Origin of the sequence: Rhodococcus sp. 05-2255-3B1 (genome assembly GCF_002258545.1) — a bacterium.
Classification (GTDB): Bacteria; Actinomycetota; Actinomycetes; order Mycobacteriales; family Mycobacteriaceae; genus Rhodococcoides.
This window is the reverse complement of the sequence record NZ_NOZC01000036.1, coordinates 724,650-742,426: the sequence shown is the minus strand read 5'-3', so window position 1 is coordinate 742,426 and position 17,777 is coordinate 724,650. Positions and strand designations below refer to the sequence as shown.

15 protein-coding genes are annotated in these 17,777 nt (G+C 66.8%); 10 read left to right on the top strand and 5 right to left on the bottom strand.

Annotated elements, in window-relative coordinates; genetic code table 11:
* Nucleotides 1-70 precede the first annotated feature (70 nt).
* Together serB and CH249_RS24275 are read left to right on the top strand one after the other, a co-directional pair.
* Complete coding sequence (gene serB, locus CH249_RS24280; RefSeq protein WP_094682951.1) at nt 71-1,297, top strand: phosphoserine phosphatase SerB; 1,227 nt, start codon at nt 71-73, stop codon at nt 1,295-1,297.
* Nucleotides 1,298-1,338: 41 nt separating this feature from the next.
* Entirely contained in the window at nt 1,339-2,118 is a 780-nt protein-coding gene (locus CH249_RS24275) for a peptidyl-tRNA hydrolase (protein ID WP_094682952.1), read from the top strand.
* Nucleotides 2,119-2,776: 658 nt separating this feature from the next.
* Here the strand turns inward: CH249_RS24275 and glgX are convergent.
* Nucleotides 2,777-4,942 carry a glycogen debranching protein GlgX gene (glgX, locus tag CH249_RS24265; RefSeq protein ID WP_094682881.1) on the bottom strand — a complete coding sequence of 722 codons (2,166 nt, stop codon included), beginning with the start codon at nt 4,940-4,942 and terminating at the stop codon, nt 2,777-2,779.
* Nucleotides 4,943-4,973: 31 nt separating this feature from the next.
* Here glgX and CH249_RS24260 point away from each other — a divergent pair, with 31 nt between their 5' ends.
* From CH249_RS24260 to CH249_RS24240, 5 genes are all read left to right on the top strand, one after another.
* On the top strand, nt 4,974-5,816 hold the full coding sequence (locus CH249_RS24260; protein ID WP_094648183.1) for an ABC transporter ATP-binding protein: 843 nt from the start codon (nt 4,974-4,976) through the stop codon (nt 5,814-5,816).
* Between the two features lie 64 nt (nt 5,817-5,880).
* Nucleotides 5,881-6,711, top strand: coding sequence for an NUDIX hydrolase (locus tag CH249_RS24255; RefSeq protein WP_094682880.1), 831 nt, complete (start codon nt 5,881-5,883; stop codon nt 6,709-6,711).
* An 11-nt stretch (nt 6,712-6,722) separates the two neighbouring features.
* Entirely contained in the window at nt 6,723-7,502 is a 780-nt protein-coding gene (locus tag CH249_RS24250; RefSeq protein WP_045195673.1) for an enoyl-CoA hydratase/isomerase family protein, read from the top strand.
* A 58-nt stretch (nt 7,503-7,560) separates the two neighbouring features.
* Nucleotides 7,561-8,619, top strand: coding sequence for a class I SAM-dependent methyltransferase (locus CH249_RS24245; protein WP_094682879.1), 1,059 nt, complete (start codon nt 7,561-7,563; stop codon nt 8,617-8,619).
* Nucleotides 8,620-8,658: 39 nt separating this feature from the next.
* Nucleotides 8,659-9,831 carry an SAM-dependent methyltransferase gene (locus tag CH249_RS24240; protein WP_094682878.1) on the top strand — a complete coding sequence of 391 codons (1,173 nt, stop codon included), beginning with the start codon at nt 8,659-8,661 and terminating at the stop codon, nt 9,829-9,831.
* On the opposite strand, the gene CH249_RS24235 is transcribed toward CH249_RS24240, so the two are convergent.
* Nucleotides 9,819-11,141, bottom strand: coding sequence for a PQQ-binding-like beta-propeller repeat protein (locus tag CH249_RS24235; RefSeq protein WP_094682877.1), 1,323 nt, complete (start codon nt 11,139-11,141; stop codon nt 9,819-9,821). The two genes, CH249_RS24240 and CH249_RS24235, sit on opposite strands and share 13 nt — an antisense overlap.
* Nucleotides 11,142-11,290: 149 nt before the next feature.
* Here CH249_RS24235 and CH249_RS24230 point away from each other — a divergent pair, with 149 nt between their 5' ends.
* Nucleotides 11,291-12,052: an acyltransferase gene (locus CH249_RS24230; RefSeq protein ID WP_032397734.1), complete on the top strand. Its 762-nt coding sequence runs from the start codon at nt 11,291-11,293 to the stop codon at nt 12,050-12,052.
* A gap of 11 nt (nt 12,053-12,063) precedes the next feature.
* Here the strand turns inward: CH249_RS24230 and CH249_RS24225 are convergent, their stop codons facing one another.
* Genes CH249_RS24225 through CH249_RS24215 form a run of 3 tightly spaced genes read right to left on the bottom strand, consistent with a single transcriptional unit; the run spans nt 12,064 to nt 15,709 of the window.
* Nucleotides 12,064-13,311 (bottom strand): glycosyltransferase family 4 protein, encoded by a 1,248-nt coding sequence (locus tag CH249_RS24225; RefSeq protein ID WP_094682876.1) that lies wholly within the window; start codon nt 13,309-13,311, stop codon nt 12,064-12,066.
* A complete protein-coding gene (locus CH249_RS24220; protein ID WP_094682950.1) occupies nt 13,308-14,846 on the bottom strand; it encodes a glycoside hydrolase family 57 protein in 1,539 nt (512 codons plus the stop codon). Before CH249_RS24220 ends, CH249_RS24225 begins: the two co-directional genes overlap by 4 nt.
* A gap of 23 nt (nt 14,847-14,869) precedes the next feature.
* The gene (locus CH249_RS24215; protein ID WP_052050271.1) at nt 14,870-15,709 is read right to left on the bottom strand and encodes a bifunctional 2-polyprenyl-6-hydroxyphenol methylase/3-demethylubiquinol 3-O-methyltransferase UbiG; all 840 of its coding nucleotides are present in this window, start codon (nt 15,707-15,709) and stop codon (nt 14,870-14,872) included.
* A 155-nt stretch (nt 15,710-15,864) separates the two neighbouring features.
* On the opposite strand from CH249_RS24215, the gene CH249_RS24210 reads away from it, so the two are divergent.
* Complete coding sequence (locus CH249_RS24210; protein WP_032397738.1) at nt 15,865-16,665, top strand: electron transfer flavoprotein subunit beta/FixA family protein; 801 nt, start codon at nt 15,865-15,867, stop codon at nt 16,663-16,665.
* Between the two features lie 42 nt (nt 16,666-16,707).
* Complete coding sequence (locus CH249_RS24205; RefSeq protein WP_032397739.1) at nt 16,708-17,664, top strand: electron transfer flavoprotein subunit alpha/FixB family protein; 957 nt, start codon at nt 16,708-16,710, stop codon at nt 17,662-17,664.
* The last annotated feature ends 113 nt before the right edge of the window (nt 17,665-17,777 follow it).

Sequence of the window (17,777 nt, the reverse complement as noted above, 5' to 3'; positions counted from 1 at the left end):
GGCTTGCTCGTCCACCACGGGTGACACGAAGACCAATCCGGCCGCTGGCCGTGTGCGAAAGGGAGATCCGGTGACTTCGAGCGACACCGCAGTGCTGGTGACGGTGACGGGACCCGACAAGCCGGGCGTCACATCGGTGCTGTTCGCAGCACTGTCACGGCACAACGTCAGCCTGCTCGACGTCGAGCAGGTGGTCATTCGCGGCAGGCTGACTCTGGGCGTTCTCCTGTCCTGCCCCCGCGACCCCGAAGCGCTCCAGGAGGAGCTGGAGGACGCGATGGCGACGGTCGGCGTGCACGTCGATGTCGAGATCGACACCGCGCGGGGCGGCGGGCAGAGCCTGGCCACCCACGTCGTCGTCGTTCTGGGCCGACCCGTGACCGCTCGTGCCTTCAGCACCATCTCCCGTGAGCTCGCCCGCCAGGGAGCGAACATCGACGCCATTCGCGGAATCGCCGACTATCCCGTCACGGGCCTCGAACTTCAGGTGACCGCAACCGACACCTCGCCGGATGCCGACATGCAACTGCGTGCCGGCCTCGCGGGAATCGCAGCCGGCATCGGCGTCGACATCGCCGTGCAGCGCGGCGGGATCGCACGGCGATCCAAGCGACTGATCGTGTTCGACGTCGACTCGACGCTCGTCCAGGGTGAGGTCATCGAAATGTTGGCTGCCCGTGCCGGGCGAGAGGACGAAGTTCGTGCGGTCACCGAAGCTGCCATGCGCGGTGAGATCGACTTCGCGGAGTCGCTCGAACAGCGAGTTGCCGCGTTGGCAGGGCTGGACGAATCCGTCATCGACGAAGTGGGCGAGAGCCTGGAGCTGACGGCGGGGGCCAGGACCACCATCCGTACCCTCCGTCGTCTCGGATTCGCCTGCGGCGTCGTATCCGGAGGATTCCGACAGGTCATCGAGGGACTCGCACACGAACTCGAACTCGACTACGTCAAGGCCAACACCCTCGAGATCGTCGACGGCAAGCTCACCGGCCGGGTGATCGGAGAAGTGGTCGATCGTGCTGCGAAGGCGACGGCACTGCGCGAGTTCGCGGCACAGTCGGGAGTGCCGATGGAACAGACCGTCGCCGTCGGCGACGGAGCGAACGACATCGACATGCTGACGGCCGCGGGCCTCGGGGTCGCCTTCAACGCCAAGCCGGCGTTGCGAGAGATCGCCGACACGGCCATCTCGCATCCGTATCTGGACGCGGTTCTGTTCATACTCGGTGTCACCCGCAACGAGATCGAAGCTGCGGACGCGGTCGACGGGGGAGTCCGCCGCGTCCCCATCCCATGACCGGCGATCCCATGACCGGCGACGACATGACCGACGGTCCGATGACCGGTGCCGGACCGGACGACGTGAGCGGCACCGAGGCGGCGGCCGAGGAATTCTCACCGGACAACACCTTCGCCTCGCGCCACGCCGAACTCGCTCGTGGATACGGCGGAGCCGAGGACCCGGCCGATCCGTCACAGGTGCTGGCCATGCCGTTGGTGCTGCACATCCCCAAATCCGATGCGCCCCGGCGTAGCGAGTTGCTCGAGGCGGCTGCCCGAGCAACCGTGTCGCTGTGCCTGGACCCACGGGTGGGCGTCGGCGCGTCGTGGAACGAGGCCTTCACCGAATGGACGTCGGCTCGGATCCGAAAAGTTGCTCGACGGGCACGCGGCGCACAGTGGCTCGCAGCGCAGGACGTTCCGGGTGTGACGGTCGACGTCGGGGGAGCGTCGGCCCGCGCATTCGTGCCGGGCCGGGTCGGAGATCTGGACCCGCGGATCAAGCGGCTGCAGATCGGTGGGACCGACGTGGCGGCCGAGGACGAGCCTGCGGTCTCGGCAGGCCCTGTGCTGTGGATCGACGCTTCCCTGTCCATGACGGTGGGCAAGGCGGCCGCTCAGGTGGGGCACGCGTCGATGTTGCTCGCGGGTGCGATGGGCACCGAGGAATGCCGCGAGTGGGCCGCGGCCGGCTACGCATGTTCGGTCCGATCCGCGAACCCGGACCAATGGACGCGTGCACTGGGCGAGGTTCGCGCCGGGCGCGCCGTCGCAGTGCGGGATGCCGGCTTCACCGAAGTGGCACCCGGTTCGACGACGGTGATTGCCGTTCTCTAGAGCTGGGGTCCACTGTCGCACAACTGGCTATGCCGAACATATCCAGTAGCCCCGAGACTGGAGGCATGTTCACCTCACCACGTCGTGTCGTCGCCGGTCGCCGGCTTCCCTCTCGGTTGGCTGCCCTCTACGTGGGGCTGTGGCTGTACGGGGCGTCGATGTCGTCGATGATCGCGGGTGGACTGGGCGTCAACCCGTGGGACGTCTTCCACCAGGGTCTCGAACGTCACCTGTCGCTGAGTTTCGGAACCATCACCGCGATCACCGGAGTGGCCGTACTGCTGATGTGGATCCCGCTGCGGCAACGTCCGGGCCTGGGTACCGTGAGCAACGTCGTGGTGATCGCCGTTGCCGTGGACGCGACGTCCGCGGTGTTGCCGCATCTCGACGGACTCCCGATCAGGACCGTTGCCATGGTGTCGGGCATCGTGCTCAACGCGTTCGCAACCGCGCTGTACATCGGTGCCGGGATGGGCCCGGGGCCACGAGACGGACTGATGACCGGTCTGGTGGCCAGGACCGGATGGTCGATTCGCCTGACCCGCACCGGAATCGAGCTGACGGTGGTACTCACCGGTTGGTTGCTCGGCGGGACGCTCGGCGTCGGGACGGTTCTCTATGCGCTCGGAGTCGGTCCGCTCGTGCAACTGTTCATGACTCACCTGCCTGCGCTGCGCAGTACCAGGACAGTCGATCCGGTCACCGATATCGTCGAACCCGGTTCCAGCGCAGTGGTATCCGCGGGCACCCCGTCCGCGCACGAGGAATCGAGGACCGGAACGAACCGCGACGACGACCAACTCGGGCACGCCAGAGTGATCTCGGCGGGGCCACCGGAATGGAGCACGAGGAGCGAGCTCGCGTCGTCGACCTGCCCACCGTCGGAGGCGTAGGAGCGGACGTCGGAACCGTCCACCCAGGCCTGAATGGTGCGCACCGAGTCGTCGTTCCATCGGTCCGTGTCGAATTCGATTCCGGCGGAATCGAACCAGACCAGATCGGGTCGGCCGGTCGGTGTCGCGCGGCCGGTGAAGAACTCCTGCTGACGAAGGGTCGGAGCGCTCGCTCGGACGCGGAGCAGTCGACCCACGAAGCGAATCATGTTCTGATCCGCGCCGTCCCAGTCGATGGCCCAGCTCTCTGCCGCCGGAGCGTTCCCGGCGACGCAGTACGCATTGTTGTTGCCTCCCTGGGTGTGTCCCAGTTCGTCGCCGGCGAGCAGCATCGGCGTACCGGTGGAGAGCGTCAGGGTTGCCAGTAGCGCCCGAACATGGCGTCCCCGGGCCTCGACGACCGACGGGTCCTCGCTCGGACCCTCGATGCCGTGGTTGACCGACGAGTTGTTGTCGGTGCCGTCCCTGTTCTCTTCGCCGTTGGCCTCGTTGTGCTTCCGCTCGTACGACACCAGGTCTCGGGCGGTGAACCCGTCGTGCGCGGTGACGAAGTTGATCGACGCCCACGGCAGGCGTCCGTTGCCTGCGAAGAGGTCTTCCGAACCGGCCAGGCGCGAGGCCAATTCGCGGACGCCGTGCTGGCCCGCCCAGAAGCGTCGCACCGTGTCGCGGTAGCGATCGTTCCATTCCGACCACGCCACTCCGAAATTGCCGACCTGATAGCCGGCACCGGTGGCGTCCCACGGCTCGGCGATCAATTTGACCCGAGCCAGGACCGGGTCGGTGGCAACGGCCGTCAACAACGGTGCGCGAGAATCGAATCGCCAACCACCGGGTCGACCGAGGGTGCTGGCCAGGTCGAATCGGAACCCGTCCACACCCATGTCCTCGACCCAGTACCGAAGGCTGTCGCACACCATCCGCACCACTGCAGGCGAAGCGGAATCGAGAGTGTTGCCGCAGCCGGTCAGATCGACGTCCGATCCACGTCCGTCCAGCAGGTAGTAGCCGGGCGCATCGAGCCCACGCCAACTGATCGAGGGGCCGTCGACCGCGGATTCGCACGTGTGGTTGTAGACGACGTCGAGGATCACCTCGATCCCGGCAGCGTGCAGCGCGTCGACCATGGTGCGAAACTCGTCCACCTCGGCACCGGGAGCAGCGGCGAAGCGCGGATCCGGGGCGAAGTACGCACCCGTCGAGTACCCCCAGTGGTTTCGCATACCGCGGGCGCGGACGCCCGGTTCGGTGAATGTGGTGTGTACGGGCAACAATTCGACCGACGTGATGCCGATGCGGGCGAGGTGTTCGAGTACCGCCGGCTCGGCGAGCCCGAGGTACGTACCGCGAAGATGCTCGGGCACAGCGGGATTGCGGGCCGTGAACGAGCCCACGTGCAGCTCGTAGAGGACGGTTCGGTCCCAGGGCACATCGGGGCGCGCGGGACGGCCCACGCGATCTGCGGCCGCGCGGACCACTCCGAGCGGGAGGTGTCCGAGCGAGTCTCGAGAACTGGGTGCCCCGAACGGATCGTCCTCGTAGGCGAGCAGTGCCGATGGGTCGCCGAAGGTTCCGGACACCTGGCGTGCTGCGGGATCGAGCAGAATCTTCGCGCCGTTGAACCGTCGTCCGGAGTGCGGATCCCACCTCCCGTGGGCGCGGAACCCGTATCGGTCACCGGGTCGAACTCCCGGCACGAAGGCATGTCGAACTCCGAACGTGCGGGTGGTCAGTTCCACCCGTCGTTCACCGCCGTCCGGATCGACCAGACACACCTCGACTCCATCGGCCTCGGGCGCATGGACTGCAAATTGAGTGCCAGTCGACAGTGCAGTGGCACCCAGCGGGAACGGTGATCCGGGTGGGTTCGCGCCGGATTCCCGGTCCGAGGTCCGGCGGGAAGTGCGGGGTAGATCGTCATTGGGCGACACGCGTGCACATCCTGCCGTGAATGCGCGGTCGATGTGCGAGAAGATAGGCGTCGTGTCTGAACCGGATCCCGACCTGCTCGTAGATTTCACCGACGTAGTCGTCCGCCGGGGCGGTGCGACCCTGGTGGGACCCGTCACCTGGAAGGTGGAACTGGACGAACGGTGGGTCGTGCTCGGCCCCAACGGTGCCGGAAAGACGTCCCTGCTGCGTATCGCTGCCGCCGAGATCCATCCCACGTCCGGTGTCGCCCACGTTCTCGGAGAGGTCATGGGCAAGGTCGACGTCTCCGAACTCCGACCGCGGATCGGCTTGTCCTCCTCCTCGCTGGCGCAGCGCATTCCGGCCGACGAACTCGTGTCCGATCTGGTCGTGTCCGCGGGCTACTCGGTACTGGGGCGTTGGCGAGAGAAATACGACGCGGTCGACACCGAGCGCGCAGTCGAGATGCTCGAGAGCCTCGGTGCCGAACATCTCGCCACCCGCACCTACGGCACGTTGTCCGAAGGCGAACGAAAGCGTGTTCTCATCGCCCGTGCCCTGATGACCGATCCCGAACTGCTCTTGCTGGACGAGCCGGCGGCGGGCCTCGACCTCGGCGGACGCGAGGAACTGGTGGCACGCCTGACCGACCTCGCAGCCGATCCCGACGCCCCCGCCACCGTGCTGATCACCCACCACGTGGAAGAGATTCCGCCGGGATTCAGTCACGCGTTGTTGCTCAAGGAAGGCGGGGTGGTGGCACAGGGACTGGTCGACGACGTCATCACCGCAGAGAACCTGACCGAGGCGTTCAGCCAGTCCATCACGCTCGATCGCGTCGACGGTCGGTTCTTCGCGCGGCGAACCCGCGCTGCCGGCGCGCACCGCCGATAGCACGCACCGCCGATAGCGCGGACCGAGCGACGGCGCTGCGCAGCGCAGCGGTACGTTGCCTTTCATGAGTTCGACTGGTGCTGCCGATCACGTGCAGGCGCGGGATGCCTCGACCGTCATCTTGATTCGTGACGGTCTGTCACGTCCGGGCATCGAGGTGTTCCTGCTCGAACGCGTCGGCGGTATGGCGTTCGCGGGAGGGATGACGGTGTTTCCCGGTGGCGGCGTCGACCCCACGGACGCGGCAGCGGACGTCCGCTGGGCAGGTCCGCCGCCGTCGTGGTGGGCCGAGCGCTTCGCGACCGACGAGGGCAGGGCGCAGGCCCTGGTGTGTGCTGCAGCGCGTGAGACGTTCGAGGAGTGCGGGGTGCTGTTGGCCGGCTCGACGCCGGAGTCGATCGTCGCCGATACCGCTCCGTTCGCTGCGGAGCGCGGTCGGCTCGAGCGCCGCGAGATCTCGTTCGCCGAATTTCTCACCGCCCACGACCTCGTCCTGCGAGCGGATCTGCTCCGGCCCTGGTCGCACTGGATCACTCCGGTCGGTGAAGCGCGACGGTACGACACCCGATTCTTCGTCGCCGTGCTGCCCGAGGGCCAGAATGCGGACGGCGAAACCAGCGAGGCGGCGTCGGTCAGCTGGCGCTCGACCGGTGATGCCTTGGCGGATTGGCGCTCCGGAAACACCATCCTGCTTCCGCCGACCTGGAGCCAGTTGGATGCGCTGTCCCGGTTCGACACGGTCGCGGAGGTCGTTGCGCACGAACGCCAGGTAACCCCGGTCCTGCCGGTACTGACCCGAGACGACGGCACCGTACGAGTGCTCTTCGACGGCGACGAGGACTACTACGCCGGAACGCGACATCCCTGGTCCGATCGCCGGGACGAGGCCCGGTAGCCTTTCGGCCCATGGCTGAGTTCGTGAATCTCGAGGTATCGGACGGTATCGGCACCATCCGCCTGGATCGCCCACCGATGAACGCATTGAACCGGCAGATGCAGGAGGAGATTCGCGCGGCGGCGCGTGAGGCCACCGTGAATTCCGAGGTCAAGGCCGTCGTCGTGTACGGCGGCGAGAAGGTGTTCGCGGCCGGTGCCGACATCAAGGAGATGGTGTCGTTGTCCGCGGCCGAGATGGCTGCCATCGCCGAGGATCTGCAGTCCGCTCTCGGCTCGCTGAGCACCGTTCCCAAGCCCGTCGTTGCCGCGGTGACCGGATACGCACTCGGTGGTGGGCTCGAGGTCGCGCTGGGAGCAGATCGTCGGATCGCGGGCGACAACGCGAAATTCGGTGTCCCCGAGGTGCTACTCGGCGTCATCCCCGGCGGCGGCGGCACCCAACGGCTGGCCCGGTTGATCGGCCCGAGCCGTGCCAAGGACATGGTCTTCACCGGCCGCTTCGTCGGTGCCGAGGAAGCGCTGCGCATCGGCTTGGTGGACGAGGTGGTGGCGCCGGACGAGGTGTACAACGCCGCCCGCACCTGGGCCATGCAGTTCACCACGGGTGCATCGCGAGCGCTCGCAGCGGCCAAAGCGTCGATCGACCAGGGGCTCGACGTCGATCTCACCACCGGTCTGCGAATCGAGGCCCAGCAGTTCGCGGCCCTGTTCGCCACCGAGGATCGCACCGTCGGCATGACGTCGTTCGTGGCCGACGGCCCTGGAAAAGCGACCTTCACCGGGCGGTGAAGCACCGGCCCGGCCGGAGAAGAGTTGTTCCACAGCTACCGGATAGTAGGCTCGCCTGATGACTGCAAGCCCCCACGACGGTGTCGATCGCTCGCTCTCGAACTCGACGTCCCTGGCCTCGGCCGAGTCCGATGACCGCCAGGTCGATCCCGCCCCGAATCCGCACGCCACTGCCGAGCAGGTCGAGGCTGCACGCTCGGACACCAAACTGGCGCAGGTGCTCTATCACGATTGGGAAGCCGAGACCTACGACGACAAGTGGTCGATTTCCTACGACGAGCGATGCATCGACTATGCACGCGGCAGGTTCGATCAGGCCGTCTCCGGTGACGCCTCCGCACAGTCCGACGTGCCGTACGGCCGCGCGCTCGAACTGGGTTGCGGTACCGGATTCTTCCTGCTCAACCTGATGCAGGCCGGGATAGCAGAGAAGGGCTCGGTCACCGACCTCTCGCCCGGCATGGTCAAGGTCGCACTTCGCAACGCCGAGCACCTCGGCCTGGACGTCGACGGCCGCGTCGCCGACGCGGAGACGATTCCGTACGACGACAACACCTTCGATCTCGTCGTCGGGCACGCCGTCCTCCACCACATCCCGGACGTCGAACAGTCCCTGCGTGAGGTGTTGCGGGTGCTCAAGCCGGGCGGTCGCTTCGTCTTCGCGGGCGAACCCACCACCGTCGGCAATTTCTACGCACGCTGGCTCGGACGCATCACGTGGGCGGCGACCACTCGCGCAACCAAGCTCCCGTTCCTGGCGAGCTGGCGCAAGCCACAGGAAGAGCTCGACGAGTCCTCGCGAGCAGCGGCACTCGAAGCCGTCGTCGACCTGCACACGTTCGATCCGACCGATCTCGAGCACATCGCGCTCTCGGCCGGTGCGGAGTCCGTGCAGGCCAACACCGAGGAGTTCGCCGCCGCTCTCCTCGGCTGGCCGGTGCGGACCTTCGAGGCCGCAGTGCCAGCGGGCAAGCTGGGGTGGAACTGGGCCAAGTTCGCCTTCGGTGGTTGGAAGACACTGAGCTGGGTCGACGAGAACGTGCTGCAACACGTGGTGCCGCGCGGGCTGTTCTACAACGTGATGATCACCGGCACCAAGCCTGCACCTCGCGATTGACAGGCAGTCACGCCGCAGGGGTCGACGGCGGGGCCTGCTGTGGGATATGACTTCACCGATGCCGACCTCGATTTCATGCACAGCGAGGTCGGCATCGAGGCACTCGACGCTGCGGACGGCCTCGAATTCGGTACGAGAACAGCGGTGCGAGACATCTCCTCGATCCGGGAGCGATTCCCCGCCCACGCGGGTGCCCTGATCGAAACCGTGACCGTCCGCCGCAAGGCGCGGGTGAAACTACTCGACTCCGACCGATGGTGGGTCACCGACGAGGCGGTGCAGCAGGCAACGCCGACGCTCGTCGCACGCAGGCGGGCCGCTCGACTGGCCGGACGACGGGTGCACGATGTCACGTGTTCGATCGGCAGCGAACTGTCGGTCCTGATCGGCACCGCGGAGTTGGCGGTGGGCAGCGATCTGGACCCGATTCGGCTTCGGATGGCCGCACACAACGTTCCGGACGCCACCGTACTGCGCGCCGACGCGCTGACCCCGACGACGCGTGACACCGTCGTCGTCGCCGATCCCGGCCGCCGAGCAGGTGGGCGGCGACGCCACGACCCGGCGGCGTTGCAACCACCGCTACCGGACCTGCTCGACGCCTATCGAGGCCGAGACCTGGTCGTCAAATGTGCGCCCGGCCTGGATTTCGACTCTGTCGACTGGGCGGGTGAGGTGGAGGTGGTCTCGCTGGACGGGGGAGTGCGAGAGGCGTGCCTCTGGTCGGAGGGGTTGAGCGAGAACGGTGTTCGGCGTCGTGCTGCGGTCCTTCGGTCCGACGGCGGTGTGTTCGAGATCACCGATTCGGAATCCGACGACATTCCGGTTCGGCCCCCAGGCAGCTACATCGTCGATCCCGACGGCGCGGTGGTCAGGGCCGGTTTGGTTCGGCACTACGGTGCCAGATTCGGTCTGTGGCAACTCGATCCGAGAATCGCGTATCTGACCGGCGACACGGTCCCGGCCGGGGTGCGCGGGTTTCGGATTCTGGAGCAGTCCAAGTTCTCGGAGAAGGTGCTTCGGCAACAACTGAATCGGATGGACTGCGGCTCGGTGGAAATTCTGGTCCGCGGAGTCGACGTGGATCCGGCGCTGCTGCGGCCCAAGCTCAAACTTCGGGGATCCGTGGCTCTGTCGGTGGTGATCGCCCGAGTCGATCGGTCCGCGGTGGCGTTCGTCTGCGCGCCAGGGGCTGTCGGTCAGCCCGTGTAGGTGAAGATCTCGCCGAGGTAGCTCGCTGTGACGACCTGGCCGTCCGGGCCGATCGACGTTCCGACGGTGGTGCCGACGACGTCGGGAACGGGCTGCACATCCACCGTCTCACCGGTGGCCGCGTCGAATGTGAGCAGCGCCAGTCCGTCGTCCTCACGCACGACGGTGTGGCCGCGTCCGTCGGCGGATTGAGCTGCCGTGCCTGCCTGTTCGACGTCGTCGCGAACCCAGACTCGCTCGGCCGAATCTCCGTTGTCGCGCAAGCCGACGAGAGTGCCGTCGCCGCCCGACGGCACGATCGTGCCGTCCGAGGCGATCGACGGAGCGGCACCGATGCCGAGGCCGGTACCCTCGGTCCACTTCTGTCGCCCGTCGGCGGTGTCGAACGCGGTCAGCCTGCCGTCGACATCGGCCAGGTAGACCGTCGATCCGTCCTCAGACAGCACCGGACTGGACGCGACCCCGGCGGGCAGCAGGTCCGAGGACCAACGCTCGACGAGCCCTGGCGTGCCATCGCGTTCGTACTGCAGTGAAACGAGTTGCGGTGCAATCGAACCCGGACGCCACAGGGTCAGGTAGATCGACCCGGTCGCGGCGTCGACGGCGGGTGCGGCGGGTACCGGGCACTCGGATCCGCCCGAGCTGCACCGGTCGAGTCCGGTATCGACCGGCAGAAAATCCGAATTCGGGTCGGTCAGGAAGTTCGGTGTCGGAACGAGATCGAGAATCGGTACTCGAAGTTGCCCGTTCTGCGAATCCAGAACGCTGACCTGCCCCATCTGGGTGATCGAGAGCACGCTGCCGTCCCCGAGGAACTGCGCGGACTTGGGCACTCCGTACACCGGTGTGCGCCAACGTAGTTGGCCGTGGTCGTTGTACGAGTTCATGCCGCCGTCGTCGCCGATGTAGACGTTGATCGCCGAATCGACCGTCGGCGTTGCAGTGACGACGGACGGTCCGACGCGATTGCACCAGCGCTTACGGGCGGAGTCGATCTCGAACGAGAAGAGGTTGCAACCGGATTCGGTGGCGGCAGTGACGAACATCTGACCGGTCGATCCGATGGACACCGGGGAGGTCACCGTGCCGCCGGTGGGGCGCGTCCAGTCCAGGGACAGTGGGGTCGACACCGACACCCCGGTGGTGGCGCTGTTATGGGAATTCGCGTGCGCTGCAGGCCACGAATCGGGAGAGAGCGGCTCTATCGCCGAGGTGTCGGTACCACAGCCGCTCACGGTCACCAGCGCCAGCGCTGCTGCGAAAGCGGTGACCTTTCTGCCGGTCCTACCGTTGGCCCTGACGCCGCGCATCGATCGCTCCCCATGACTCGAGTCCGTGCCCGACACGGTGCCGGGGCGTCTGTGTTCGTTCCGCCGACGAGCAACGGTCGACAGACAACCCTAGCCCGCGCGAGGGTGGCGGCAGAGAGCGGGCGAACGAGAAACTAGGGTGAACCACCATGACGAGTATGTGGAACGCGCCGCTGCGGACACGCTGGCGCGGGTCGAGACGACGCGACACCGACCAGGCGCGGTTCCTCACGCGTGCGTCCCTCGACTGGGTGCTCGCCAACAAGGCGTACACGCCGTGGTACCTGGTGCGCTACTACCGCCTCGCGAAGTTCAAGCTGGCCAATCCGCACGTGATCCTCAAGGGCATGGTGTTTCTCGGCAAGAACGTCGAGATCCACTCCACTCCCGAGCTCTCGCGCCTCGAGATCGGGCGCTGGGTACACATCGGCGACGGCAATGCCATTCGCTGCCACGAGGGTTCGCTGCGGATCGGCGACAAGGTGGTCTTCGGCAAGGACAACGTCGTCAACACCTACCTCGACATCGAGATCGGCGCGTCGACGCTGGTGGCCGACTGGTGCTACATCTGCGATTTCGATCATCGGATGGACGATGTGAACATGCCGATCAAGGATCAGGGAATCGTCAAGGGGCCGGTGAGAATCGGGCCGGACACGTGGATCGCGGCCAAGGTGACGATTCTGCGCGAGACCCGGATCGGTCGGGGCTGCGTGCTCGGAGCCCATGCCGTGGTCAAGGGTGAGATCCCGGATTACAGCATCGCGGTCGGTGCCCCGGCCAAGGTCGTCCGCAATCGCAAGGTCGCCTGGGAAGCCGGTGCCGCCGAACGCGCGAAATACATTGCCGCGCTGGAGGATATCGCTCGCAAGAAGGCGCTCGGACAGGCCGAGGCGGCACGAGAGAACTGACTCTGCTGGTCTCAGGTACGGCCGGGCAGAGCGCGCTCGACGATGTGCGGTCGGGCCAACGGATGCCGAACTTTGCGTTTGGCTTCCAGATAGACCTGGGCGGTCGTCTCGGCGACGTGCTTCCAGTCGAAGTCGACGGTGAGGCGTTCGCGGGCGGCCACGGCCCTCTCCTGTGCGGCGTCCGCATTGTCGAGAACGCGCCGCACTGCAGCGGCCAGCCCGCCGACGTCGCCGGGCTCGAAGGACAGGCCGGTCACGCCGTCGACGATCGCTTCACCCAGACCGCCTGCCGTGGACGCGACCAGCGGGGTGCCCGCGGCCGCGGCCTCTAGCGCGATGATGCCGAAAGGTTCGTACCGACTGGGAAGGACGATGGCGTCGGCTCCGTGCAGCCAGCCGAGGAGTTCGGTGTGGTCGAGATTGCCCAGAAACGACACAGCGCGGGCAACCCGGTGCGTGCGCGCCAGCCCGGCCAACCAGGCGAACTGTGTTCCTTCGCCGGCGATGTGCAGGGTGGTACCCGGGTGGCTCCGTCGGATGCGGGGCAGAGCTGCGATGGCATCCTGGATGCCCTTCTCGTACTCGAGGCGGCCGACGTAGAGCAACTTGGCCGGCTCGGATCGAGGCTCTCGTCGCCGAAAGTTCCAGGTGGAGCGGTCGATTCCGTTGCGAATCACCTTCACCGACGACTCCGATACTCCGAACAGGGTGGTGACCTCGTCCTTCATCGATGTCGAGCAGGCGATCACCGCATCGGAATCGTTGGCGAGCCACCACTCGACGGAGTGCACCTGGCGGTTGACGCGCCCGGATATCCACCCGCTGTGGCGTCCGGCCTCGGTGGCGTGGATGGTCGAGACGAGCGGTACGTCGTAGAACTCGGCGAGTGCGATCGCCGGGTGTGCGACGAGCCAGTCGTGGGCATGAACGACGTCGGGCTGCCAACCGTCACCCAGACCGGGCTTTCCCAGCGCGACGCCCGCACGCACCATCGCGTGCCCCATCGCGAGGGTCCATGCGAGCATGTCCTCCCCGAAGACGAAGTGGGCCGGGTCCTCGGCGACGGCGACGACGAGCACCCCGTCCTCGATGTGGTGAGACGTCGGGTGGGTGGCGGCGTCGGTTCCGGTGGGGCGACGCGACAGAACCACGACCTCGTGCCCGCATCGAACCAACTCGGTTGCCAGGTGGTGCACGTGCCGACCGAGTCCGCCGACCACAACGGGTGGGTACTCCCACGACACCATCAGGATTTTCATCGACGCCCCCCTGCACCTTCTCGCTCGCGGCCACCGTGTGCACCGGGCAGCCGGCGCGCATCCAACGCAGGAAACAGTCCGTCCGCGCGGTTCCATTGCCGAGCCAACTCGTCTGCACGGACGGGTGATCCAGCTGCGGCCGCGGCCGCGGCCGCGATCTCGCGCAGCGCATGTGCATGGACGTGCGCCCGCTCCCGCGCGTAGCCTGCGGCGGAATCCTTGCTGACCATGAATGCCCAGTCGCTGGCCACGGCCATCAGTGTCTCACGCAGTATCTGATCGTTGACGCGATTGCGTAGTTCGGGTCCACCGGCGCGACGCCGAGCGTCTCGGGCGGTATCGACGGCGTCGAGAGCGGCCCGGGACACCTCGGAATTGAGCGCGACCAGATCGGCTACGTCGTCGCCCGCCCACACGCGCCAGTCCTTGCCCGATCCCCACGACGAATCCTGCAGTTCGAGCGGTGCCCCGACGTAACCCTGCTCGCGGGCGTCGTTCAGCGTGCCGACGGTGATGCCTGCGGCGGGAAGCGCGCGCATGAGCTTGCCGAGCCACTGTGGGCCCTCGTGCCACCAGTGCCCGAACAGCTCGGTGTCGAATGCTGCGACTACCAGGGCGTCGCGACCGATGCGATCGGATTCGGAGATCAACCGCCTGCGCACCACATCGACGAAGTCGGCGACGTGACGGTCCACCGTCGCCGCGGCCCGTTCGGGGTCGTAGGGAGCCTTGTCGTTCGACGCGACCGAGCGGCCGGTGACCCGGGCCGGTTTGAGACCGGTGGCGTGATCGTAGGTGTGGAAATCTCGATAGGAACCGTGGCCGGGATAGCCGGACTTCGGTGACCAGACGCGGTAGCTGACCGGGAGATCGCGTCCGAACGCGACGACGTCGGAGTCCCACACCGGCCTGCCGAGGGAGGTGTCTCCGCGCATCGCCGGACCGTCGACCATGAAGTGCGAGACCCCGGCCGCGGCGTACTCGGTTTCCATGCCCGGGGTGAATCCGCATTCGGGTGCCCAGATCCCTCGGGGCGTTGTGCCCCAACGGGTGTGGGCGTCGAGCAGTCCTTCTCGGAGCGAGAAGGCGCGGAGTCGGGGATCGAGCAGCGGCTGGAACGGGTGCGCCAAGGGTCCACCCAGCAGTTCGACGGTTCCGGTGTCGATCAGCGGTCGAAGGACCGCGGACCCGCCGTGCCGCCACCGGGTCTCGAATCGATCGAGCGCGGCGGCAGAACCTCGGTGTTCCCGAACGGACAGGTCTCGGTCTGTCGCCTCGTGGGCTCTGAGCTGCCAGTTCCCGAGCCAGTGGTGCATTCCGGACAGGCAGTGTGGATCGTCGAGTTGAGCGGCCAGTACCGGGGTGACCCCCAGCGAGAGCACGTTGCCGTGGCCGTCCTCGGCCAGCCGCTCGAGCGCCTCGGTGATCGGTAGATAGCAGTCCGCCCAGGACTGGTACAGCCATTCCTCGCCGACGGGCCAGCGCCCGTGATTGGCCAGCCACGGCAGGTGGGAGTGCAGCACGAGGGAGAACATGCCCGGCACGGTGGCACCGGATGTCACCCGATCACCGCGCTCGAACTCTTGCGGGCGACGGCAACCAGATCGAGGCTGTCGTCGATGCGGTCGGCGGCGATGTCGAAGTCCTCGATCGAGATGGCCGCGACGTCCTCGGTGAGTTCGGCCGGCCAGGGCTCACCGGCCAGGGCCCGTTCGATCTGTGCGTCGATGAACGAACCGCCGTGCTTGGCGTCGAGTGCGGCCAGCGTGCGTCCGTGCCGGACTCCGGTGAGTTCGTCGACCTCGAGTCGAGCGTCCACGAGAAGCTCGGTGAGTTCGGCCGCGTCGAGTTCGCGGGTGTGGAACGGGTTGAGCGGGGTGTCGCGTCCGGGCGAGAACGTGATGCGGTTGGGCGTGCTGATCAACAGAATGCCGCCGGGCGCGAGCACCCGGTGCACCTCGGCGAGGAACGCACCCTGATCCCAGAGGTGCTCGATCACCTGGAAATTGACGACGACGTCGATCGAGGAATCGGCGACCGGGAGGCGGTCGAGGTTGCCGCGCAGCATCGTCACCCTCGGGTAGCGAGCGTGCACGTGCGCGGCGGCCGACCTGTCGTAGTCGAGACCGAGGACTGTCGTCGCGACATCGGCAATCATGTTGGCTCCGTAGCCTTCTCCCGATCCCGCTTCCAGAACCGTTCGGTCGCGGCAGTGCTCGACGAGTGCGCGGTAGACCACCTCGTGGCGGCGGAACCAGTAGTTCTCCTCGGCGATGCCGGGCACGGTGCGCTCCCCGGTGAGGGGCAGTGGTGCCGGTGCCGGTGCCTGAGCCGATGAATCGTTCACCGACGAAAGGTTAGTGGAGACGCGGGGGAGGTAAGCCAACGTGGTCTCCATAACAGTCGGGGTACAGATGTATGGTCGGACAGGCAGGGAGGTATGTTACCCACGGGTAACTACGGTGAGGTAACCTCGTCCCAGACCGTAGAACTGCACGAACCGTTAGAACACTCACGATCAGCAGAACATGACCAGGAGGTCGACGCAGACCCATGACGAACATCGTTGTTTTGATCAAGCAGGTTCCAGACACGTGGTCCGAGCGCAAGCTCACCGACGGTGACTACACCCTCGATCGCGAGGCTGCCGACGCCGTCCTCGACGAGATCAACGAGCGGGCCGTCGAAGAGGCACTGCTCATCAAGGAAGCCCAGGGCGGTGAGGTCAAGGTTCTGTCCGCAGGCCCCGATCGCGCCACCGATGCCATCCGCAAGGCCCTGTCGATGGGTGCAGACAGCGCAGTGCACCTCAACGACCCGACCCTGCACGGCTCCGACGCGATCCAGACCGGGTACGCGCTGGCCGCAGCGCTCGGCAACGTCGCATTCGAGAACGACGAGCCGGCCGATCTCATCATCGCAGGCAACGAGGCCACCGACGGCCGCACCGGTGCCGTTCCGGCGATCATCGCCGAATACCTGCAGATCCCGGCCCTGACGCAGCTGCGCAAGCTCACCGTCGCGGACGGCAAGGTCACCGGCGAGCGGGAGACCGACGAAGGCATCTTCGGCCTCGAAGCCGCGTTGCCCGCCATCGTGAGCGTCACCGAGAAGATCAACGAACCGCGCTTCCCGTCGTTCAAGGGCATCATGGCCGCCAAGAAGAAGACGGTGCAGACCATCACGCTGGCCGACATCGGTGTCGAGGACGGCATCGTCGGCGTCGACAACGCGGGAACGACCGTCACGTCGTCCACCCCCAAGCCTCCCAAGACTGCAGGCGAGCGGCTCACCGACGAGGGCGACGGCGGCGACAAGATCGCCACCTACCTCGTCGGCCAGAAGATCATCTGATCCCGCCCCACCGAGCAATCGAAGACAAACGAGGAGCAAGTCATGGCAGAAGTACTCGTGCTCGTGGAGCACGTCGAGGGAACACTGAAGAAGGTCAGCACCGAGCTGATCACCGCCGCTCGTGCGCTGGGTGAGCCGTCCGCGGTCGTCACCGGCCCGGTCGGCACCACCGACAAGGTCGCCGACGCGCTGACCGAAGCCGGTGCCGAGAAGATCTACGCCGCCGAATCCGACGCGGTCGACGGATTCCTGGTCACCCCGAAGGTCGACGTGCTGTCGGCTCTCGCGGAGTCGGTCTCGCCTGCGGCGATCATCACCGCAGCCACGATCGAGGGCAAGGAAGTTGCGGGTCGACTCGCAGCACGCCTCGGCTCGGGCTACCACAACGACGTCGTCGCACTGAACGGCGACGGCAGTGCCGTCTACTCCATCTTCGGTGGCGCGTTCACCGTCGAGGCCAAGGCCAACGGCGACGTTCCGGTCATCTCGCTGCGCCCCGGTGCAGTCGAGGCCGAGCCGAAGGCCGGAGCGGGCACCCGCGAAACCGTCGAGGTCCCGGCGCAGGAAGAAGGGGCCGTCAAGGTCACCTCGCGTGACCCGATCGTCGGCGGCGACCGTCCGGAGCTCACCGAGGCGTCGGTCGTCGTGTCCGGTGGACGCGGTGTCGGCAGTGCCGACAAGTTCTCCGTCGTCGAGGAGCTGGCCGACTCGCTCGGTGCCGCAGTCGGTGCTTCGCGCGCCGCTGTCGACTCCGGCTACTACCCGGGCCAGTTCCAGGTGGGTCAGACGGGTAAGACCGTCTCCCCGCAGCTGTACGTCGCACTGGGTATCTCCGGAGCCATCCAGCACCGTGCAGGCATGCAGACCTCGAAGACGATCGTCGCTGTCAACAAGGACGAGGAAGCGCCCATCTTCGAGATCGCCGACTACGGCATCGTCGGTGACCTCTTCAACGTCGCACCGCAGCTGACCGAGGCAGTCAAGAAGCACAAGGGATAGCTCCGAGCGCTGTTCCCCGACAGGCCCTCACCGCCCGCGCGGTGAGGGCCTGTCGTGTCGATCGGCGCAACCTTGTTCACGCAAACTCTTCCGACACGTTTCCCCGACGATGC